Source organism: Paraburkholderia sediminicola, assembly GCF_046026855.1.
Lineage (GTDB): Bacteria > Pseudomonadota > Gammaproteobacteria > Burkholderiales > Burkholderiaceae > Paraburkholderia > Paraburkholderia sediminicola_A.
In genome coordinates, this window is the sequence record NZ_JAQQET010000014.1 from 1 (window position 1) to 19,604 (window position 19,604).

Here is a 19,604-nt window from a genome sequence, read left to right on the forward strand (position 1 = left end):
GGCAAAAGAAAGCAGCTCAAACCGCCAATTTTTAAGCGGGTCCCCCGCACAGTTGCGGTAGTGGTACATCTGGAATCCGTGCCCTCGCACACTCCGCGTCAGTGACCAAGCCGTCATCCGCTCCCACTCCGCACCGCGTGCGTCGCGGATGGGTGTGCATGGGAAACCCAAGGGCTTCGTTTGAGCGTGGTGGGGGCCATCGGCTTCGCCTCGGCCACGACGGAGTTGTGTGAGAAACCTGGGCTTCGTTTCAGCACGGAGGAAGCCATCGGCTTCGTCTCGGCAAAATGCCGATGAGGCACGAGTGCGAAAACACAGCAATCGGTTTTGAGAGGTGCGCGTCGGCGCGCGCAGCGCCGCCGGAAGTATGACGCCCTTGTCACTCACGCGGAATGTGCGAGAACACAGATTCCAGATGCGCCACTACCGCAACTGCGCGGGGGACCCGCTTAAGAATTAGCGGGGTGAGCCGCTTTCTTTGCTTATCTTTCTTTGCGGCGGCGGCAAAGAGAAGTAAGTGCCGCCCCGCACAGGGGCGAACACTAATAGACCACTAAGAATTCAGGGAAAGGCCCAAAAGTCAGATACAGGAAAGGCCACCGCCGTAGGCAAACAGACAAACAACCCGCCTGGCGGGCAAAAAAAAGTCACAGCGCAGCAGGTGCAGTCGGCGCTCGCGAATTGCGCAGATACATCATCGTCGACAGCACGACTGCCAGCGCGGAAGCTACCGCTGCAAAAAGAAACACCTGCGCGTAGCCGAACTCCCCAGCGATATACCCGGCCAACGGCCCGGTAATCCCCAGCGACAGATCGAGAAACACCGAATAGGCCGACAAGGCTGCGCCACGGCTGGCGGGCGGCACGAGCCCCACGGCTTCAACGCCCAGGGCAGGGAACACCAGAGCAAACCCAAATCCGGTCAAAGCCGCCCCCGCAAGGGCGATATGCGGCTCAGGCGCCAGCCACAACAACAACAGCCCGGCGCATTCAAACGAAAACGAAGCAATCGCGACCCGGAACCCACCGTAAGCCTTGATCGTGTTGGCGAACAACAGGCGCGCGCCGATGAACAGCGTGCCGAAAACAGTCAACGACAAAGCTGCATTGGGCCAATGACGCGCGGCATAAAACAGCGTAATGAACGTTGCAATCGACCCAAAACCGGCCGAGCCTAGCGCCAGCCCGATGCCGTGCGGCAGCACCCGTGTGAACACGCTCCGGTACGACATCCGCTCGCCATGCACGATCGGCACAGGGGCGATTGGTCGCGCCAGATAAAAACCGAGTGCCGCCAGCAGAATCACCAGAATGCCCAGTGCGGCGAACCCGATTGTGTGCGCGATCGCCACGCCGAGCGGCGCGCCGACCGCGAGCGCGCCATAGGTCGCGATACCGTTCCACGAAATCACCCGGGCATTGTTGCTCGTGCCCACCCGGCCAATACCCCACAAAATTGCGCCGGTGCCGCACAAGCTTTCACCGAAGCCGAGCACGAGACGGCTGCACACCAGCAATCCCAGGCTCAACACCGGCCAGCGCTCGCACAATACGGCCAGCAGCAACAAAATCCCACTCGCGCCGCAACCCAGCAGACCGATCGATACCGTTCGCTTTGGCCCCAACGTGTCGGCCGAACGGCCGGCCAGCGGCCGCGATGCCAGCGTCGCCAGGTACTGCACGCTGATCGCCGCGCCGGCCAGCACCGCGCTATAACCCAGATCGTCATGCACGTAGCCAGGCAACACGGCGAGCGGAATCCCGATCGTCAGATAGCAAAGAAACGTGAAAAAAACGACCGGAATGATCTGCATGGTCGTCGAAAATTCGCTGCGAGGTGTCGCTGAGTCGGTGGACATGGGGAAAACGAGACTTGAAAACGGCGGAAAGGCGTGATTTTCCCATGGAACCGATTCTCTTGCAGGAGTCGCTTAATAGTTTTGGTGCCCAAATAAAGGTGCCGGATCTTTATAGTGGTCGGTTTTTACCCTTTGCGGGCGGCCGTTTGATGCACCTCGGGTGAAATGACCCTGATTGTTTATGGCTATAAAGCTTCAATTTATATAAAAATATGGCAAAACGGACGAATCAACATAAGCCAACCGGTCCTCAAAACTATCTCTATATCGTTTCGCGGATATGTCCCGCATGCGATCCCTGCTATGGGTTGTATTTATTGACGGTGATAGTTTTCGAACCATCATCGCAGCACGTCCCCACGGACACAGAACATTGAGAGTAACGAGACATGACTGAGCCGATTCGCTTCTACCACCGCAACGCGATCCGTGAGATCAAGGATGCGCCCGTCACCCGCACCGTCTTGCAGTATCTGCGCGAGGACGTGCATTGCACCGGCACCAAGGAAGGGTGTGCCGAAGGCGACTGCGGCGCGTGCACGGTCGTGATCGGCGAGCGCAACGAGGCGGGCGGCGTCGACTTCAAGGCGGTCAACGCCTGCATCCAGTTCGTGCCGACGTTGGACGGCAAGGCGCTCTTCACCGTCGAAGACCTGCGTCAGCCGGACGGCTCGCTGCATCCGGTGCAGGAAGCGATGGTGGAGTGTCACGGTTCGCAGTGCGGCTTCTGCACGCCCGGTTTCGTGATGTCGATGTGGTCGCTGTACGAGAAGCACGGTCACGAACATAGCTGCGCGAACAAGACTGTGCCGTCGCGTGACGACATCAGCAATGCGCTGACCGGCAATCTGTGCCGCTGCACCGGCTATCGTCCGATCGTCGACGCGGCCGTTCGCATGTTCGAAGCCCCCGCGCCGAAAGCGCCGGTCAACGTCGAAGCGTTGTCGAAAACGCTCGCCACGCTCGAACGCAAGGACACGTTCAACTACCAGCACGCAGGCCAGCAGTTCGCCGCGCCGCGCACCGTCGACGCACTCGCGAAGATCAAGGAGGCCGCACCGGCCACCCGTATTCTTGCTGGCAGCACGGACATCGGCCTGTGGGTCACCAAGCTGATGCGTGAGTTGGGCAACATCGTCTACGTCGGCCAGATCGCCGAGTTGCAAAAGCTCGAAACCAATGACGACTGGATCGAGATCGGTGCGGGCGTCAGCGTGGAAAAGGCGTACGCGGAAATCGCGAAGCAATACCCGGAACTCAACGAAATGTGGCAACGCTTCGCGTCGTTGCCGATCCGCAATGCTGGCACGCTCGGCGGCAACATCGCGAATGGCTCGCCGATCGGCGATTCGATGCCTGGCCTGATCGCGATCGGCGCGCATGTGATCGTGCGCGGCGGCGAGATCGAACGCGAAATGCCGCTCGAGGACCTGTACCTCGCGTATCAGAAGAAGGACATGGCGGAGCATGAGTTCGTTGTCGGCCTCAAGGTGCCGACCCGCACCGGTGTGCGTAAGAACCTGCAGTTCCGCACCTACAAGCTGTCGAAGCGTTTCGATTCGGATATCTCGGCGGTGTGCGCCGCGTTCTCCTTTATCGCCGACGGCAACATGGTCCGCGAGCCTCGCATCGCGTTCGGCGGCATGGCCGCGACGTCGAAGCGTGCGACGCACGCCGAAGCCGTGCTGCGCGACGCCGAATGGCACGAAGCTACGGCGCAGGCCGCGATGCTCGCGCTCGGCAACGACTACGCGCCGCTTAGCGATATGCGCGCGACCAGCAACTACCGCCTTGAAGCGGCAAAGAACACGTTGTACCGCTTCTGGCTCGAAACGCGTCCGAACAATCCGCTGCCCAGGAGCGCGCTGGATGTTCGTGCAGTTGCCGCTGCCTGCGCCCCGGCTGGCGCGAGCGCCTGAGACGCCACGAATACGGAGAACACCAGAATGAATCAGCAAGCCGAACCGTTCCTGAAAGACCTTCAGGACCTCGACGACTTTACCCAGGTCCACGTCTCGCGTCCGCACGAGTCCGCACATTTGCACGTGAGCGGCCGCGCCACTTACACCGACGACATCCCGACGCTCGCCGGCACGCTGCACGCCGCGCTTGGCCTGTCACCGAAAGCGCACGCGAAGATCGTCTCGATGTCGCTCGACAAAGTGCGCGCCACGCCTGGCGTGGTCGCGATCTTCACCGCCGAGGATTTCCCCGGCGTCAACGACGTCGGCCCGATCATCCATGGCGACGATCCGATTCTCGCGGACGGCCTCGTGCAATACGTCGGCCAGCCGATGTTCATCGTGGTCGCCATTTCGCATGAAACCGCGCGTCTGGCTGCGCGCCGCGCTGAAGTTGTCTACGAAGAGTTGCCTGCGATTCTCACCGCACAACAGGCCCGCGCCGCGAATCAGCACGTCTTGCCGCCGATGAAACTCGCGCGTGGCGAAGCCGGCACGAAGATCGCGCGTGCGGCGCGTCGCGAAGCTGGCGAGATGCTGCTCGGCGGCCAGGAACAGTTCTATCTGGAAGGCCAGATTTCGTACGCGGTGCCGAAGGACGACGACGGCATGCACGTCTACTGTTCGACGCAGCACCCGACCGAAATGCAGCACATGGTTGCGCACGCATTGGGCGTGGCGTCGCACAACGTGCTGATCGAATGCCGCCGCATGGGCGGTGGCTTTGGCGGCAAGGAATCGCAATCGGGTCTGTTCGCGTGCTGCGCGGCGCTGGCCGCATGGAAGCTGTTGTGCCCGGTCAAGCTGCGCCCGGACCGCGATGACGACATGATGGTCACCGGCAAGCGTCACGACTTCCACTACACGTATGAAGTGGGCTACGACGACACGGGCGTGATCGACGGCGTGACGGTCGACATGACCTCGCGTTGCGGCTTTTCCGCCGACCTGTCTGGTCCGGTGATGACACGTGCGCTGTGCCACTTCGACAACGCGTACTGGTTGTCCGACGTGACGATCGACGGCTTCTGCGGCAAGACCAACACGCAGTCGAATACCGCGTTCCGCGGCTTCGGTGGCCCGCAAGGCGCGTTCGCGATCGAGTACATCATGGACAACGTCGCGCGTTCGGTGGGCGAGGATTCGCTCGACGTGCGCCGTCGCAATCTGTACGGCAAGACCGAGCGCAACCAGACGCCGTACGGTCAGGTGGTCGAAGACAACGTGATTCACGAACTGATCGACGAGCTCGAAGCCACCAGCGAATATCGCGCGCGCCGTGCGGAGATCAACGAGTTCAACGCGAACAATGAAGTACTGAAGAAGGGACTGGCGCTGACGCCGGTCAAGTTCGGCATCGCGTTCAACGTGACCCACTTCAACCAGGCCGGCGCGCTGGTGCACATCTACACCGACGGTTCGGTGCTGGTGAACCACGGCGGCACCGAAATGGGCCAGGGCTTGAACACGAAGGTCGCGCAGGTTGTTGCGCATGAACTGGGCATCGGCTTTAACCGCATCCGCGTCACGGCAACGGACACGAGCAAGATCGCCAATACGTCGGCGACCGCTGCATCGACCGGTTCGGACCTGAACGGCAAGGCGGCGCAAGATGCTGCGCGCCAGTTGCGCGAACGTCTGTCGGCCTTTGCCGCCGAGCGTTTCGGCGCGGGGCAGGTGAGCGCCTCGGAAGTGCGTTTCGTGCACGACCGCGTGGTGGTCGGCGAGATGATTGTGCCGTTCGAAGAAGTGATCGCGAAGGCCTACGTTGCGCGCGTCCAGTTGTGGTCGGACGGCTTCTACGCGACGCCGAAGCTCTACTGGGATCAATCGAAGCTGCAAGGCCGGCCGTTCTACTACTACTCGTACGGCGCGGCCGTATCGGAAGTGGTGATCGATACGCTGACCGGCGAAATGCGCGTGCTGCGCGCGGACGCATTGCATGACGTGGGCGCATCGCTGAATCCGGCGCTCGACGTCGGTCAGGTGGAAGGCGCGTTCATTCAGGGCATGGGTTGGCTCACGACCGAAGAACTGTGGTGGAACACCGGCGGCAAGTTGATGACGCACGCCCCGTCCACCTACAAGATTCCGACCGTCAACGATACGCCGCCCGATTTCCGTGTGCGCCTGTTCAAGAACCGCAATGCGGAGGACAGCATCCATCGTTCGAAGGCGACCGGCGAGCCGCCGCTGCTGCTGCCGTTCTCGGTGTTCTTTGCCGTGCGCGATGCCGTGTCGGCCGTGGGTGACCACAAGGTCAATCCGCCGCTGAATGCGCCCGCGACCAGCGAGGAAATCTTGAAGGCAGTCGGCGCAGTACGGGCGGCCGTCGCGGCGGCGCGGCAGTAGGCGTTGCGTGCAAATATCGAAACCAACTGGAATGATCGCGATGAACGACTTCTCTTCCGTTCAGATCGGCCGGCGCAGCGCCGTGGAAGCACCGCGACCAGCGCCGATGCACATCGTGCTGTTCGGTGCGGGGCATGTCGGCCATGCGCTCGTCACGCTGCTCGGCAGCTTGCCGTGCGTGGTTCAGTGGGTCGATGAGCGCGACGAACTGTTCCCCGACGAAACGCCGGCCAACGTGCAGGTCGAAGCAACCGACACGCCCGATGCAATCGTCGACACGGCGCCGCCCGGCGCGTATTTCCTCGTGATGACGCATAACCACGCGCTCGATTTTTCGCTCGCCGCACGCATCATGCGGCGGCGCGATTTCACCTACTTCGGCATGATCGGTTCGAAGACCAAACGCGTGAAATTCGAGCGTCGTTTGCTGGATCGCGGCGTGGATCTGGATCGGCTGGTGGAGATGACTTGCCCGATCGGCGTGACCGGCATTGTCGATAAAGCGCCAGCGGCAATCGCGGTTGCGGTGTGCGCCGAATTACTGCAGATTCGTACGCGGCAGGCCGCGGCGCAGGCAGTGACGCAGAAGCTTTACGCGAGCGTGTGAGTAGATAGAGCGAGGCGCCTGGCGCAAGGAGTTCGACGTCAGGACCGTAACCTGAATTGCTCAAGATAAAGGCGCGCCACGTAGAGCGCTCACCCTGCCAGACTTCGAACCATAACGTCAGCCCGTCGCGGCTGACGTTTCCTTTTTCGCCGGCCGTTTCGCGCGCCGGATCTTCTGCGCGACCAATCCGTCCGACACTTGAGACATCAACGTGCGCAGCCAGCCAACATCGCTCGGCCGGTCCGGCTGCGGATGCCATAGCTGATAACACTTGATGCGGGGAAAGGGAATCGGCACTTCGACGACCGCAAGCGGCAGGATGCTCGCATAGTGCATCGCGAAACGGCGTGTGGTCGTGAAGATCAGATCCGACTGCAGCAGCGTTTGTGGTACGAGGCCGAAGTAGGGCAGCGTGGCGACGATGCGCCGCTCGGCGCGGGCCCGTGCGAATCCGATGTCGACGGCGCCGCCGCTCGCGCCGCTATAAGGCGTGGGCGCGAGATGTGGCGCGGCGAGATACGCTTCGCGCGTCATCGGCGTGCGTGCGAGCGGATGGTCGGCGCGCATCAGGCACACCACCGTGTCGGAGAACAGGTCGCTGCGCTCGAAACGCAGATCCGGCTTCGGCCAGTTACCGATCACCAGATCGAGTTCGCCGGCATCGAGCGCGGCCGAATGGTCGAGCATCGGGCTTAGCGAATCGATCTCCAGACGCGCATGCGGCGCCGCTTCGCGAAACTGCGCGATTACGGTGGGCATGAAGAAGTCGTTCAGATAATCCGGCGCGGCCACGCGGAAGGTGCGGCGCGAGCGGCCGGGATCGAAGTCGCCGTGCGGCGTCGCAACGAAATCGACTTCGCGCAGCACACGTTGCGCCGAGGCCAGCAACGATTCGCCGTATTCGGTCGGCACCATGCCCGATTTGCCGCGCACGAGGATCGGGTCGTTCAGCGTCTCGCGCAGTTTGCGCAGCGCGGTGCTGATGGCGGGCTGGGTCTGATTCAGACGCAGTGCGGTTTGCGTGACGCTGCGCTCGACGATCAGCGTGCGCAGCACGCGCACGAGCCAGATATCGAGGGAGGCGGCGGAATCGTCCATGGTTTAGGCGAGGCGATGCAAGCAGGTCGGGCCCGGATGAAGCGTCGGTCGGAGCCGCCCGCGAGTCAGATCGCGAGTGTGGGGCGCAAAGGTTATAACCTTAGGCCCGTTTGCAGTGTGGCGGCATAGCGGGCACGGTATGGCCGGCATCAGGACGCCCTTTTTGACGCAATCACGTCTGAAAAGACATGCGAAGACGCAAGCGAGGCATGCGTGCTTGCACGAATCTTACGGTTTGCCTTCGTTAATTATCCGTGAGACCCGACGGCAGCGAACTGATCCGCTTCACTTCCTTCGAGTCGAGCCAGTTCGGCGTGCGTGCGCAATACAGCACCATCGGCAACGCGTCCTCGCCCCAGAACAACTGGTCGTTCAGACGGAAGGTCGGCACGCCGTAGACGCCCAGATCGATTGCATCCGCAGTGTTGCGCTGCAATTGCGCCTTCACTTCTTCGTTCTTGATGAGTTCCGGGCCATCCGGCATACCGACGCGCTCGCACAGCTCGGCGAACGCTGCATCGCTCGACGGATCGCGGCCTTCGCGCCAGATGAAACGGAAAATCTCGCGCACGAAGCTGATGTCGCCCTTCGCCGCGGTGGCGAGCAGGAGCGGCTTCATCGATTCGAACGGATGGGCCGGCGGCATCTTGAACGGAATGCCGAGTTGCTCCGCGCGAAACAGCGCGTGGCGATACAGAAAGGTGCGTTTGGCGGGCACGCTGTAAGCGGGCCGCTGGCCCCAGTGGTGATAGAGGTCGTTCAGCACGACCGGCGTAAACGCGAAGTCGAAGCCCGGCCATTTGTCGTGTTGCTCGAGCAACAGGTAGGTGAACGGCGAGACAAAGTCGTAAAACCACTGCGGTTGCCTGGCGTCGATGCCAACGGTCATAAATGTCTCCCGAATTGCCCGTTCCGACCGGTGCCGTCTGCTGGACCGTCGGAATTGTAATGATCTTACGCGGTGCGGCCGCCGCTTGCACCGTTTGGTTTCTGGCCGACGACGGCCGGTACGGCGGACGTCGAACCCGGTTGCGGCGCCTTCGTGGCGGCCGATGTCAAATCAGGCTGGGCGCAGCCACTCCAGCTAGACGTGGAATCCGACTGTGCGCGTCGATTGAGTCCCTAGGCGGGGCGGCCGGCCGGAGGCTCGTCTGCTTCGGCGGCTCCGCGCGCCTCAGGTGATTCAGCGGCGTCATCGTCTTCTGATGCGCGCCCGGCCTCGGGCGGCTGCGGCCCGTCGCCGGGTTCGGCTGCTGCCTCGCGCTGGGCCTCGCGGTTATGCGTGAGCCGCTCGCGCACGAAACCGATATGCTCGCGCAGCACGTAGAACTGATCCGCATAGGCAAGCGGCATTTTCAGACCGTTCACCGACTCTTCAATCGTATCGAGCCGCTCGATCAGCGACGCGCGTTCGGCGGCCGAGTGCTCGCTGAGCGCGCTTCGTTCGATCGCGATCAGCGCGCCGTACCAGCGGTAGATACGCGATTTCACCCGCCATGCATATAGCGCCGGCACGAGACGCAGCGCCGGAATCAGCAGCACGATCAACGGCACCACGACCACCAGCAACCGGTCCGCGAGACTTGCCAGCCAGAACGGCAGGACCCGGTAGAGGAAGCTCTTGCCTGACTTGTAGTAACGGGCAGCGTCGTCGCTGATCGGGAAATCGTGCGCGAGCGGCGCGGGGAATTCGCCGGCACGCTGCATGACGTTCGCCTTGCCGTGGACCTCGCGCGCCGCTTCGATCAGCAGATCGGAAAGCGCGGGATGCAGCGAGTCGCGCGCCACCAGTTCGGCGGTCGGCGCCACCATATGAATCGGTGCGGACGGCAGATTCTTGCCGAGGTCGAACGCGCCCATCGGCATCTCGAGCTGCGTTAGATACGGAAAACGGCGCGTGTAGGCATCGGCCTGGGTGAAGTCGTAGAACTGCACATTCGGCGTGCGATACAGCTTGCCCATCACCGCCGGTTGCGCCGAATCGCCGGCCAGAAAAGCCGCGTCGATTTTGCCGGCGACGAGTGCCTGGGCGGCGTCGTCGCCCGAGAGCGGCAGCAGTTTGGTCGGGCCGCCCGGCACGATGCCGTTTGCCTTGAGCAGCGCGAGCGCCAGCTCACGTGTGCCGCTGCCCTCGGCGCCGACGGCAAGCCGCAAGCCCTTGAATTCGGAGAGGCGCGCGACCGTCGGTCCGTGATAGAAGATCGCCAGCGGTACATAGGCCACGCTGCCGAGCGACATCAAGCCCTCGTTCACCGGGCCGGGCGCGACGCCATCCTGCACGAAGCCGACGTCAACGTTCGAGTTCGGGTCTGAGAGCCGTTTGAGATTCTGCAGCGAGCCTTCCGAGGACAACACGTTCAGCGTGATACGGTTGCGCGCCAGAATCGTCTTGTACTTCTGCGCCGCATTCCAGAAGGTGCTGCCTTCGGGGCCGGCGCTGATCGTCAGCGTACTGGGCGGGGCGGGCTGGATCAGACGCACGGCGACCCAGATCGCCGCGACGGCGATCAGCAGGATCGGTCCGAATGAGACCGCCAGATCGCGCCAGGAGATCGCCACGAAACGGGCGACGAGACGGGGAGGGCGTTTGCGGCCGGTGGCTGGCTTCATCGGGTGACGTGACGGCTACGGTCGAAAGTGAACAGGGGGGCGGCGCTCTGCGGCGCGCGAACCGGGGCAAGGCCTCTGCGCCGTGCCGGGCAGGTCGCGGCAAAATACGCATAAGACGCACAAGCCGCGCGGCAGGGCATGTCGCGCCGATGGTACCTGAGAATCGCGCGGCGGCGCAGTGTCCGGCCTGGGCGGGCGCTGTCAAACCCGTAACAATTCGTGAACGGCCCATGAACGGCGGATGAACCCGCCACGGACCCAAATATGAACGGCGCATGAAAAACACGATCCAGGCCCCCACGGCAAGCAGCAGTCAACACCGCTGTATGACTAAACCCTTTGCGCTTCTGGCGCGGCTAGATTAAATTGTGGATCGCTGCCGCGATCAGACGTTTGCGCGGCGTGACCCGGCAAGACAGACAAGAACCGGGCGCGCTGGCGGACTTCGCGGCTTGCCGGCTCTCGTACCGCATCGCATGCGTGGCATCGTGCGACTAACGGCGGCCGGCCTCTCTCGCCTCTCGCACACCGTGTTGCAGCCATAGTTGGCCGTCGCTGGGCCGCGTTTTGCCGCGTCCGCAGCATGGTCGCCCGTAGTCGTAACGAAACCGCTTGTACATGCGGTCCAATGTGTAGCTAAGGAGAAACTATGAAATCGGTCGGTTTTCTGAAAACGCTGGGCTCGGTCGTGGCGATGGTGGTGGCGTGCAATGTGTACGCTCAGGCAAGCGATGCAACGGCGACGGGCACGACCGCAACGCCGGCTGCAAGCGCCAAGGCCGGCAAGAAGGCCAATAGCCAACTGGGTCGCAAGGTGCGCAGCGCGCTTGCCAAGGCGCAAGGCATCGACGTCTCGAACATCGCCGTGCGTGCTCGTGGCGGTGCGGTGACGCTGACAGGCTCGGTGCCTGACCAAGGTCAGATCGACGCTGCCGGTCAAGCGGCCAAGGGCGTTGCTGGCGTGACGTCGGTGACGAACAAGCTGACCGTTGTTCAGCAGTAAAACGGCAGCAGTGAGCAGGCCGCGATAAGCGGTCTGCCATTAAGCCGCTTGCCAGAGCGCGTGAGGCGCCTGCAGGCGCTCAGGGCTGTATCGGAAGGTGCATGCATCACGCATATCGCTATGCGCCATCGTGATGCATGCCAGCGTGAGGGTTCCGGCGAATAGCCAGAGCCCTTTTTTTTCGCTTTATTTTTCGTGGCGGTGATTTTTGAAGCGATGATGATGGTTCAGACCCGTTCCGTGCTGAACCCCTGCACCGCAACGGTCCGTCTGTACGCTGTGACACACAATTGACGCGTCGCGAAGCGTACTGTGATGCAAGTGGAACCGGAGTCAACGCCATGGAAACCACGCTTTTGCGCTATACCGATCTGCCGATCGGCGATCGGGCGGCTTTCGAACTGGTGTGCGCGCGGCACGGTTTTGCGCCGGCGCATTTCGACATCAGCGCCTGCCCGGACCCGGGCGACGCCGCGCACGAGCGCCTTGTCACGATTCGACGCGGCGGCTGGGCGCAGTGCTATCACGACCATCACGGCCAATGGGTCAGACAGTTCGAGACTGATCTGACCTGCAGGTTTTTCAAATAGACGTGGTCTGGGTGTGCTGGCGGTTTTGTCCGTGCCTCAGGCTGGTACTTCAAGCCGCCAACGCAAACCACCTGCCAAGGGCGCCTGTCAGGACCGACGGTCAGGACTCCCGCTTCACGCCAGCACGAGGCGCACGCCGACCAGCGTGAGCGTGGCGGCGAGCACATTGCGCAGCAGCGCGTCCGGCGCGCGCGACGACAGATAACTGCCGATCGCGATGCCCGGCAATGATCCCACCAGCAGCGACAGAAGCATCGACCAGTCGACCGAGCCCAGCAGCCAGTGACCCGCGCCCGCCAGCAGCGTGAGCGGCACCGCATGTGCGATATCGGAGCCGACGATGCGCGTGGTCGGCAGCAGCGGATACAGCAGCAACAACACCGTCACGCCGATGGCACCCGCACCCACCGACGTCAGCGACACCAGCACGCCCAGCACCGCGCCGGTCAGCATGGTGAGTGCGAGCGTGCGCCCCTGGCTGGGAGCGCGTTGACGGCGCGTGCCGAGCGCCGCGAGTTGCGGACGGAATATGAGTGCCACGGCTGTCACCAGCAGAGCCGCGCCGAGCACGATCTGGATCAGCCGGCTCGTGCCCGGGGTGTCCATTCCGTAACGATGCAGCAGGATCAAGGTGATCGTCGCCGCAGGTACGCTGCCGGCCGCGAGGCGCAGTGTGATCTGCCAGTCGACGGAGCCTTTCAGCCCGTGCACGAGGGTGCCGGTCGCCTTGGTGGCGGCTGCGTACAGCAGATCGGTGCCGACCGCGGTGGCCGGATGCACGTTGAACAACAGGACGAGGATCGGCGTCATCAGCGAGCCGCCGCCAACGCCTGTCAGTCCGACCAGAAAGCCGACGAACAGGCCGGAGACGGAGTACAGCAGATCGATGTGGGGAAGAGCCATTGAGCAGACCGCTGACGGTCGGGTGGGTTGGACAGGTTAGGCGGCAAGGCCGGCGCGCGCTTGCCTTCGGGCGTCGGCGAATGTCGACGACGCCCGCGGCGGCGCGGCGAAAGCCGCTATTGTCGCAAAACTGCCGAGCTTGCGTACGCAAGCGTCTGAATCCCACTCAAAGCGCGCGGCGAATCTCGACGATGCCGAAGGCCGCCAGCGTGATCCCGACGATCCGGTCGATCGCAACGCGCAGCTTGCTGCCGATCGCATGACGCGCGAGCGACACCACGGTCACGAGAAAACACCACCACGCGATCGAACCGCAAAACACGCCGCCTACGGTGGTCAACGCGATGCTCGACGAAAACGCGCCACGCGGCGCGAGCGTCGTGAACAGCGCGGCGAACATGATGACGGTTTGTGGGTTGGTCAACGTGAGCAGCAACGAACTGGCATACGCGCGCAGTGCGCCGGCGCGGCCCACCTGTGCGAGCTTGCCGTCGCCGTCGCCGTCGCCGTTGCCGTTTGCGGCGTCGGCGGGCGGTTTCTGCAGCAGCGTGCGCACGCCGAGATAAAGCAGAAACAGGCCGGCGATCAGATGCAAGGGCCGGTCGTAGGCGAGCATGAACTGCGAAATGCCGACCAGACCGAGTGCCGCGATCAGACCATAGAATGCATCGCCGCTCGCGATGCCGAACCCGATCGCCAGCCCCGCACGCGGACCGCCGGTCAGCGTGCGGCGGATGCAAAGCATGCCCATTGGTCCGACCGGCGCGGCAATCGCGAGGCCGACACCCGCTGAGGTGACGAAGAGACTGGTGGTGGACATGGGACAGCCTTTATCGGTTGTTCTGCTTCGTGGGTATAGTCGCGCGTTCTGCGCTTTCGCATGCTTGCCGGCGGGCATCAGGCCGACGTGCCCTCAAGCATAGCCAGACCGAAAATCCTGGGCAAGGCTGCGAGGATCAGGCAGCGCACCCTGGCACAACTGCGAACTACGCCGTTCGGCACATGATCGACCTTCGCAACTCAGCACGCGATCGACGGGACAAACCAGCGTGCGGGCCGTGGATACCCTGGGGCGGGCTCGGCCGACGCCTTCCTCGGGCATAATTTTCCCACTTCAAACACCCGGGGCACGTCCGTTCATGTGGCAAATCGATCAGGTGACGTTGCGCCTCTTTATCGCTGTCTGCGAAGAAGGCACGATCGCGCGCGCGGCTGAACGCGAGTTCATCGCACCCTCCGCGGTCAGCAAGCGCCTGGCGGATCTCGAAGCGCTGGTCGACGTTGCGCTGCTCTCGCGCAGCCAGCGCGGCGTGCGCGCGACCGCGGCCGGCGAGGCGCTGCTCAGGCACGCGCGGCTCATCATGCGCGGCCACGAGCGTTTGCAGGCGGAGCTCAGCGAATACGCGGCCGGCGCACGCGGTCATGTACGGGTGCTGGCGAATGTGTCGTCGATGGTCGAGTTTTTGCCCGAGGCACTGTCGGTATTTCTGAAGGCCAATCCGCAGATTCGCGTCGATGTCGAGGAGCGCGTCAGCGCCGAGATCGTACGCGGTCTGGAAGAGGGAGTGGCCGATCTCGGCATCTGCCGCGATGTGGTGCCGATGGGCAGTCTCGATGTGCTGCAGTATCGCTCCGATCATCTCGCGCTGATTGTGCCGCGCGATCATCCATTGGCCGGTGAGGCAGCAATCGGTTTCGATCAAACCCTGGCATTCGATCATCTCGGGCTCGCATCGAACGCGTCGGTGAACGCGCTCATGCAGCGCATTGCGGTGGAAAAAGGCAGCGAGCTCAACTATCGAACCTATGTATCGACCTTCGATGCCGCCTATCGGTTTATCCAGGCAGGCCTTGCCGTCGCGATCCTGCCAAGCGAAGCGTTGCCCAGGCATGCCGCCGACGAATACGGCATCGTCGCCGTGCCCTTGCAGGAAGCATGGGCAGAGCGCCGCTTCGTGATCTGCATGCGCGATCGCAATGCGCTGACGTTGACGGCGTCGCATTTACTCGATCACTTGCTGCGCTCGGTCTGAATGCCGGCTGCGGTTTGTTTTCTGGACGCAGCCGGGACGCCCTCTGAATGCATGCTGAGCGCTCTTCCAGCGTCCCTCCCAGGCACGCCCTAACGTTCCCCGCCATTCTCTGCACGCTCTCACAACGTCTTCCCGGCACCTTCTGACAAGCCCGTAAGGGTTTCCCCTTTGCGACGGCGCACGCCCGTCCCGCTTGCCTCTGCCGCCATCGCGAGTGGCGATGGAGTGCGTCGTCAACGCAGACTTTGCTGCGCGGCCGCACGCGGGCACGCTGTCACTCATCTGCTTCATTTTCCGCATTCCACGCAAGATTCGAGACCGGGATTCAAGACCATGAGTGACACCCAGGAACGCGTCGTCGTGACCGAAGTCGGCATGCGCGATGGCCTGCAAAGCATCGCTCGCACGATGCCCACCGAGTTCAAACGGCGCTGGATCGACGCCGCATATGCTGCCGGCGTGCGACATATGGAGGTCGCGTCGTTCGTGCCGGCGAAGCTGCTGCCGCAAATGGCCGACGCCGACGATGTGATCGCCCACGCGCTCACCTACGACGATCTGATCGTGACGGCCCTGGTGCCGAACCTGAAGGGCGCACAACGTGCGCTCGACTCCGGCGTGCATCGGATCGTCGCGCCGATTTCGGTGAGCAGGGCGCATAGCCTTGCCAATGTTCGTAAGACGCCCGCGGAGATGATCGAGGCATTTGCCGCGATGCGCGAGCTGATCGATTGCGCTGCTAGCGCGAACACGCGGCGCGTCGAATTGATCGCCGGTCTGTCGACGGTGTTCGGCTGCACGCTGCAAGGCGGGGTGCCTTATGCCGACATCGCCGCGATTGCGCGTGCCGCGTTGCAGGCGGGCGCCGATGTCATCGCCCTCGGCGACACCACCGGCGAAGCAACGCCGCGCCAGGTCGGCGAAATCATCGAACTGGTGCGGGAGGTCGCGGGCAGCAAGCTGCGCTCGCTGCATTTCCACGACACGCGCGGCCTCGGTCTCGCGAATACGCTGATGGCGCTGCAGCACGGCATCCGCGAATTCGACGCATCGCTGGCCGGCCTCGGTGGCTGTCCGCATGCGCCGGGCGCGACCGGCAACGTGAACACCGAAGACCTCGTGTTCATGCTCGACAGCATGGGCTACGACACCGGCATCGACCTCACCAGACTCATCGCGTCGCGCGACGTCCTCGCCGATGGATTGCCTGGCGAACCGCTGTACGGCTATCTGGCGCGTGCCGGTTTGCCGAAGCAGTTCAGTGCCGCTGCTCAACGTTTTGAATCTTCCGAATCACAGGTGCTGCAATGAATCCGGTTTCTTCTACGTCTGCTCCTTCGACACCTGCTTCTTCTACGTCAACTTCGTCCGCACCTGCTTCGTCGGCGGAACAGCAGGGCGCGTTGCCGCTCGCTGGCATTCGCGTGGTCGAGTTGTCGCATATGGTGATGGGGCCGACGTGCGGGATGATTCTTGGCGACCTCGGCGCTGAAGTGATCAAGGTCGAGCCGCCGCGCGGCGACGGTACGCGCCGTTTGCTCGGCACAGGTGCAGGATTCTTTCGCACCTTCAACCGCAACAAGAAGAGTGTCGCGCTCGATCTCGATAGCGAAGCCGGGCTGGCAGCGCTGCACAAGCTGGTCGACACCGCGGATGTATTCGTCGAGAACTTCAAGCCGGGACGCATGGCGAGCCTGGGTCTCGATTACGCGTCGCTGCACGAACGCAATCCCAGGCTGATCTATGTCTCGCACAAAGGCTTTCTGAACGGTCCATACGAACATCGTCTCGCGCTCGACGAAGTCGTGCAGATGATGGCCGGCCTCGCCTACATGACGGGACCGGTAGGCCGTCCGTTGCGCGCGGGCAGTTCGGTCAACGACATCATGGGCGGCATGTTCGGCGCGATCGGTGTGCTTGCCGCGTTGCACGAACGGCATACGAGCGGACGCGGCAAGGAAGTGCAGAGCGCTCTGTTCGAAAACTGCGTGCTGCTCTCCGCGCAACACATGCAGCAGTTCGCCGCGACCGGCGTGCCCGCTGCGCCGATGCCTGAGCGCATCAGCGCATGGGCTGTCTACGACGTGTTCCAGCTTGCCAACGACGAGCAGATGTTTATCGCCGCGACCGGCGACGGCCAGTGGCGCGCGCTGTGCGCGATTCTCGATCGTGCCGATCTGCTGGCCGACCCGCGCCTCGCGACCAACAACGAGCGCGTACTGGCGCGCGAATGGTTGCTGAAGACGCTTGGCGAAACCTTGAGCCGCCGCGAAGGTGCGGCGCTCGTGCCGCTGTTCGAACGCGACCACATTCCGTTCGCGTCGATCACGAAACCCGAAGACCTGTTCGACGATCCGCATCTGAACGAGAGCGGTGGCCTTGCGCGATTGACCCTGGACGACGGAAGCGAAACCGCGATGCCCTTGCTGCCGATTTCGATGGATGGCGCTCGCCTGCAACCGCGCCAGCCGATCGCAAAGATCGGCGAGCACACCGCCGACGTGCTGCGTGGTCTGGGCTACGACGAAGCGCAGATCGCGGAGTTGGGCGGCGGCGTGGCGCAAACGCCGCGGGAAGCGGCGTGAGGGTAGCAATTCTTGGGGCGGCACCCAAAGCTGCATGTCTGTAGCGGCCGAAGAGTCGTGAAGCAGCGGCCCATAAAGCGCCCGCGCGAATGATTGGGCGTAGCGCCATTGCGTCGCAGGGGCCCGATGTGTCGAACGTAGTTAATCAAATCTCATCCGGCGTCAGACCGGAATTCAGCAACCATTTTGCATGGGATCGGAGTAAGCGCTAAAGCGCTAACTCCGATCGACAACGGAGACTGACGATGAAATCGTCGAATCATGCGGTATATGCGACAGCGGTCGGCGATGCAGGCACGCTGGGGGATGTACCCTCGGGCGTCGATGTACCGGCAGGCGCCCGCGCTGATGAAATCGCGCTGGAGGGTGCACGCATTTCCGCGCGGCTCGACCGCTTGCCCGCCACGCGTTCCATCTGGCAACTGGTGATGCTGTTGAGCCTCGGCCTGTTCTTCGAACTGTACGACCTGATGTTCTCTGGCTACATCGCGCCGGGCCTCGTGCGCAGCGGCATTCTCACCGCGACGACGCATGGTCTGTTCGGCACCAGCGGCGTGGCGAGTTTCATCGCGGCGTTATTCGCGGGCCTCTTTATCGGCACGGCGGCATGCGGTTTTCTCGCCGACCGCTTCGGCCGGCGCGCAATCTTCACATGGTCGCTGCTGTGGTACACCGCGGCCAACATCATCATGGCGTTCCAGGACACGGCGCTTGGGCTCAATCTCTGGCGGTTCATCGCGGGGATCGGTATCGGCGTGGAGATCGTGACGATCGGTACGTACATCTCCGAACTCGTACCGAAGCACGTGCGCGGCCGCGCGTCGGCCTTTTCGCAAGCAGTCGGTTTCTGCGCGGTGCCGATCGTCGCGTTTCTGTCCTATTTGCTGGTGCCGCACCGTTATTTCGGCCTCGATGGCTGGCGTCTGGTCGTGCTGACCGGCGTGACGGGCGCGATCGTGGTGTGGTGGATTCGTTTGCGTTTGCCGGAGAGTCCACGCTGGCTCGCACAGAAAGGCCGCATCGAAGAAGCCGACGCCGTGATGAAGCGACTCGAAGCGCGTGTGGAACGCGAATATGGACGGCCTTTGCCGGAGCCGGCGTTGCCCGAACCGGTGCGTGCGCGCGCGGCGTTTCGCGACTTGCTGGTGCCGCCGTATCGAAAACGCACGCTGATGTTGATCATTTTCCACGTGTTCCAGACGATGGGTTATTACGGCTTCGCGAACTGGATTCCGACGTTGCTGATCAAGCAGGGTATTACCGTCACGACGAGTTTGATGTACGCGAGCATCATTGCGATCGCGGCGCCGCTTGGACCGTTGCTGGGGATGCTGATTGCCGACCGCTTCGAGCGTAAGACGGTGATTATCTGCATGGCGGCGGTGAACGTGGTGTGCGGGTTGCTGTTCAGCCAGGCGAGGGAGACGGTACTGCTGGTGAGCCTGGGAGTATGTCTTGTGTTGGCGGGCAATATTATTTCGTATAGCTATCACGCATATCAGGCCGAACTATTTCCGACGAGTATCCGGGCGAGAGCAGTGGGATTTGTTTATTCGTGGAGCCGGATTTCGGCGATGTTGTCCGCGTTTGTGATTGCGGGATGTTTGAGCCGCTTTGGCGTGAACGGGGTGTTTGTGTTTATTTCAGGCGCAATGGTGGTGGTGATGCTGGCTATCGGAACGCTTGGGCCGAAGACGCGGGGTGTCGCGTTGGAGGATATTTCCAGGTAGTGCTTTGCGGATGGATGATGCCCGCCTGGCGGGGCGGGCCTGCTCGTTTAATGCTTCTTGGGCGTTGCCGAAACGGTCGGCGCCACGCGGATCGGCGGCGCGCCCGACGGCGTCGTGGCCGGTGTAGGTTTCTTGGCCTGCTTCGGTTTCTTTACTTCGCGGTTACTGCGCATTTGACCTTTTGCCATGATGGGCTCCTCAATAGGCTTTTATCGCTCCGAGAGGGAGCAGTAGGATAGTCTGCGCTGAATTTTGTGTTTATGGGAGGGATTT

Annotated in this window: 16 protein-coding genes; 9 read left to right on the forward strand and 7 right to left on the reverse strand. The window is 62.8% G+C overall.

Annotated elements, in window-relative coordinates:
- Positions 1-647 precede the first annotated feature (647 nt).
- Positions 648-1,859, reverse strand: a complete 1,212-nt coding sequence (locus tag PQR40_RS16855; RefSeq protein WP_408225546.1) for an MFS transporter — start codon at positions 1,857-1,859, stop codon at positions 648-650.
- A 389-nt stretch (positions 1,860-2,248) separates the two neighbouring features.
- On the opposite strand from PQR40_RS16855, the gene xdhA reads away from it, so the two are divergent.
- From xdhA to xdhC, 3 genes are read left to right on the forward strand one after another with little or no spacing between them, the layout of a single operon-like run.
- Positions 2,249-3,778 carry a xanthine dehydrogenase small subunit gene (gene xdhA / locus PQR40_RS16860; protein ID WP_408509435.1) on the forward strand — a complete coding sequence of 510 codons (1,530 nt, stop codon included), beginning with the start codon at positions 2,249-2,251 and terminating at the stop codon, positions 3,776-3,778.
- A gap of 27 nt (positions 3,779-3,805) precedes the next feature.
- Positions 3,806-6,172: a xanthine dehydrogenase molybdopterin binding subunit gene (gene xdhB, locus PQR40_RS16865; RefSeq protein WP_408225552.1), complete on the forward strand. Its 2,367-nt coding sequence runs from the start codon at positions 3,806-3,808 to the stop codon at positions 6,170-6,172.
- 40 nt (positions 6,173-6,212) lie between these two features.
- Positions 6,213-6,779: a xanthine dehydrogenase accessory protein XdhC gene (gene xdhC / locus PQR40_RS16870; protein WP_408390676.1), complete on the forward strand. Its 567-nt coding sequence runs from the start codon at positions 6,213-6,215 to the stop codon at positions 6,777-6,779.
- A gap of 117 nt (positions 6,780-6,896) precedes the next feature.
- Here the strand turns inward: xdhC and PQR40_RS16875 are convergent, their stop codons facing one another.
- The 3 genes from PQR40_RS16875 to PQR40_RS16885 all read right to left on the reverse strand — a co-directional run bounded on the left by PQR40_RS16875 (position 6,897) and on the right by PQR40_RS16885 (position 10,487).
- The gene (locus PQR40_RS16875) at positions 6,897-7,877 is read right to left on the reverse strand and encodes a LysR substrate-binding domain-containing protein (protein ID WP_408225558.1); all 981 of its coding nucleotides are present in this window, start codon (positions 7,875-7,877) and stop codon (positions 6,897-6,899) included.
- Positions 7,878-8,121: 244 nt separating this feature from the next.
- Positions 8,122-8,766, reverse strand: a complete 645-nt coding sequence (locus PQR40_RS16880; protein ID WP_408509436.1) for a 2-hydroxychromene-2-carboxylate isomerase — start codon at positions 8,764-8,766, stop codon at positions 8,122-8,124.
- A gap of 233 nt (positions 8,767-8,999) precedes the next feature.
- Positions 9,000-10,487, reverse strand: a complete 1,488-nt coding sequence (locus PQR40_RS16885) for a TAXI family TRAP transporter solute-binding subunit (RefSeq protein ID WP_408225564.1) — start codon at positions 10,485-10,487, stop codon at positions 9,000-9,002.
- A 649-nt stretch (positions 10,488-11,136) separates the two neighbouring features.
- On the opposite strand from PQR40_RS16885, the gene PQR40_RS16890 reads away from it, so the two are divergent.
- On the forward strand, positions 11,137-11,490 hold the full coding sequence (locus PQR40_RS16890; RefSeq protein WP_408225567.1) for a BON domain-containing protein: 354 nt from the start codon (positions 11,137-11,139) through the stop codon (positions 11,488-11,490).
- A 341-nt stretch (positions 11,491-11,831) separates the two neighbouring features.
- Positions 11,832-12,080, forward strand: coding sequence for a hypothetical protein (locus tag PQR40_RS16895; protein WP_408225570.1), 249 nt, complete (start codon positions 11,832-11,834; stop codon positions 12,078-12,080).
- A 114-nt stretch (positions 12,081-12,194) separates the two neighbouring features.
- Here the strand turns inward: PQR40_RS16895 and PQR40_RS16900 are convergent, their stop codons facing one another.
- The gene (locus PQR40_RS16900; protein ID WP_408225572.1) at positions 12,195-12,983 is read right to left on the reverse strand and encodes a sulfite exporter TauE/SafE family protein; all 789 of its coding nucleotides are present in this window, start codon (positions 12,981-12,983) and stop codon (positions 12,195-12,197) included.
- Positions 12,984-13,149: 166 nt separating this feature from the next.
- The gene (locus PQR40_RS16905) at positions 13,150-13,803 is read right to left on the reverse strand and encodes a LysE family translocator (RefSeq protein WP_408225575.1); all 654 of its coding nucleotides are present in this window, start codon (positions 13,801-13,803) and stop codon (positions 13,150-13,152) included.
- Between the two features lie 319 nt (positions 13,804-14,122).
- Between PQR40_RS16905 and PQR40_RS16910 the strand changes: the two genes are divergently transcribed.
- From PQR40_RS16910 to PQR40_RS16925, 4 genes are all read left to right on the forward strand, one after another.
- Positions 14,123-15,016 carry a LysR family transcriptional regulator gene (locus PQR40_RS16910; RefSeq protein WP_408225578.1) on the forward strand — a complete coding sequence of 298 codons (894 nt, stop codon included), beginning with the start codon at positions 14,123-14,125 and terminating at the stop codon, positions 15,014-15,016.
- A 333-nt stretch (positions 15,017-15,349) separates the two neighbouring features.
- The gene (locus tag PQR40_RS16915) at positions 15,350-16,327 is read left to right on the forward strand and encodes a hydroxymethylglutaryl-CoA lyase (RefSeq protein ID WP_408333051.1); all 978 of its coding nucleotides are present in this window, start codon (positions 15,350-15,352) and stop codon (positions 16,325-16,327) included.
- Complete coding sequence (locus tag PQR40_RS16920) at positions 16,324-17,601, forward strand: CaiB/BaiF CoA transferase family protein (protein ID WP_408509437.1); 1,278 nt, start codon at positions 16,324-16,326, stop codon at positions 17,599-17,601. The genes PQR40_RS16915 and PQR40_RS16920 overlap by 4 nt, the downstream gene beginning before the upstream one ends.
- A 245-nt stretch (positions 17,602-17,846) precedes the next feature.
- Complete coding sequence (locus PQR40_RS16925; RefSeq protein WP_408225587.1) at positions 17,847-19,331, forward strand: MFS transporter; 1,485 nt, start codon at positions 17,847-17,849, stop codon at positions 19,329-19,331.
- Positions 19,332-19,378: 47 nt separating this feature from the next.
- Here PQR40_RS16925 and PQR40_RS16930 read toward each other — a convergent pair whose 3' ends face one another.
- Positions 19,379-19,519 carry a hypothetical protein gene (locus PQR40_RS16930; protein ID WP_166618355.1) on the reverse strand — a complete coding sequence of 47 codons (141 nt, stop codon included), beginning with the start codon at positions 19,517-19,519 and terminating at the stop codon, positions 19,379-19,381.
- Between the last annotated feature and the right edge of the window lie 85 nt (positions 19,520-19,604).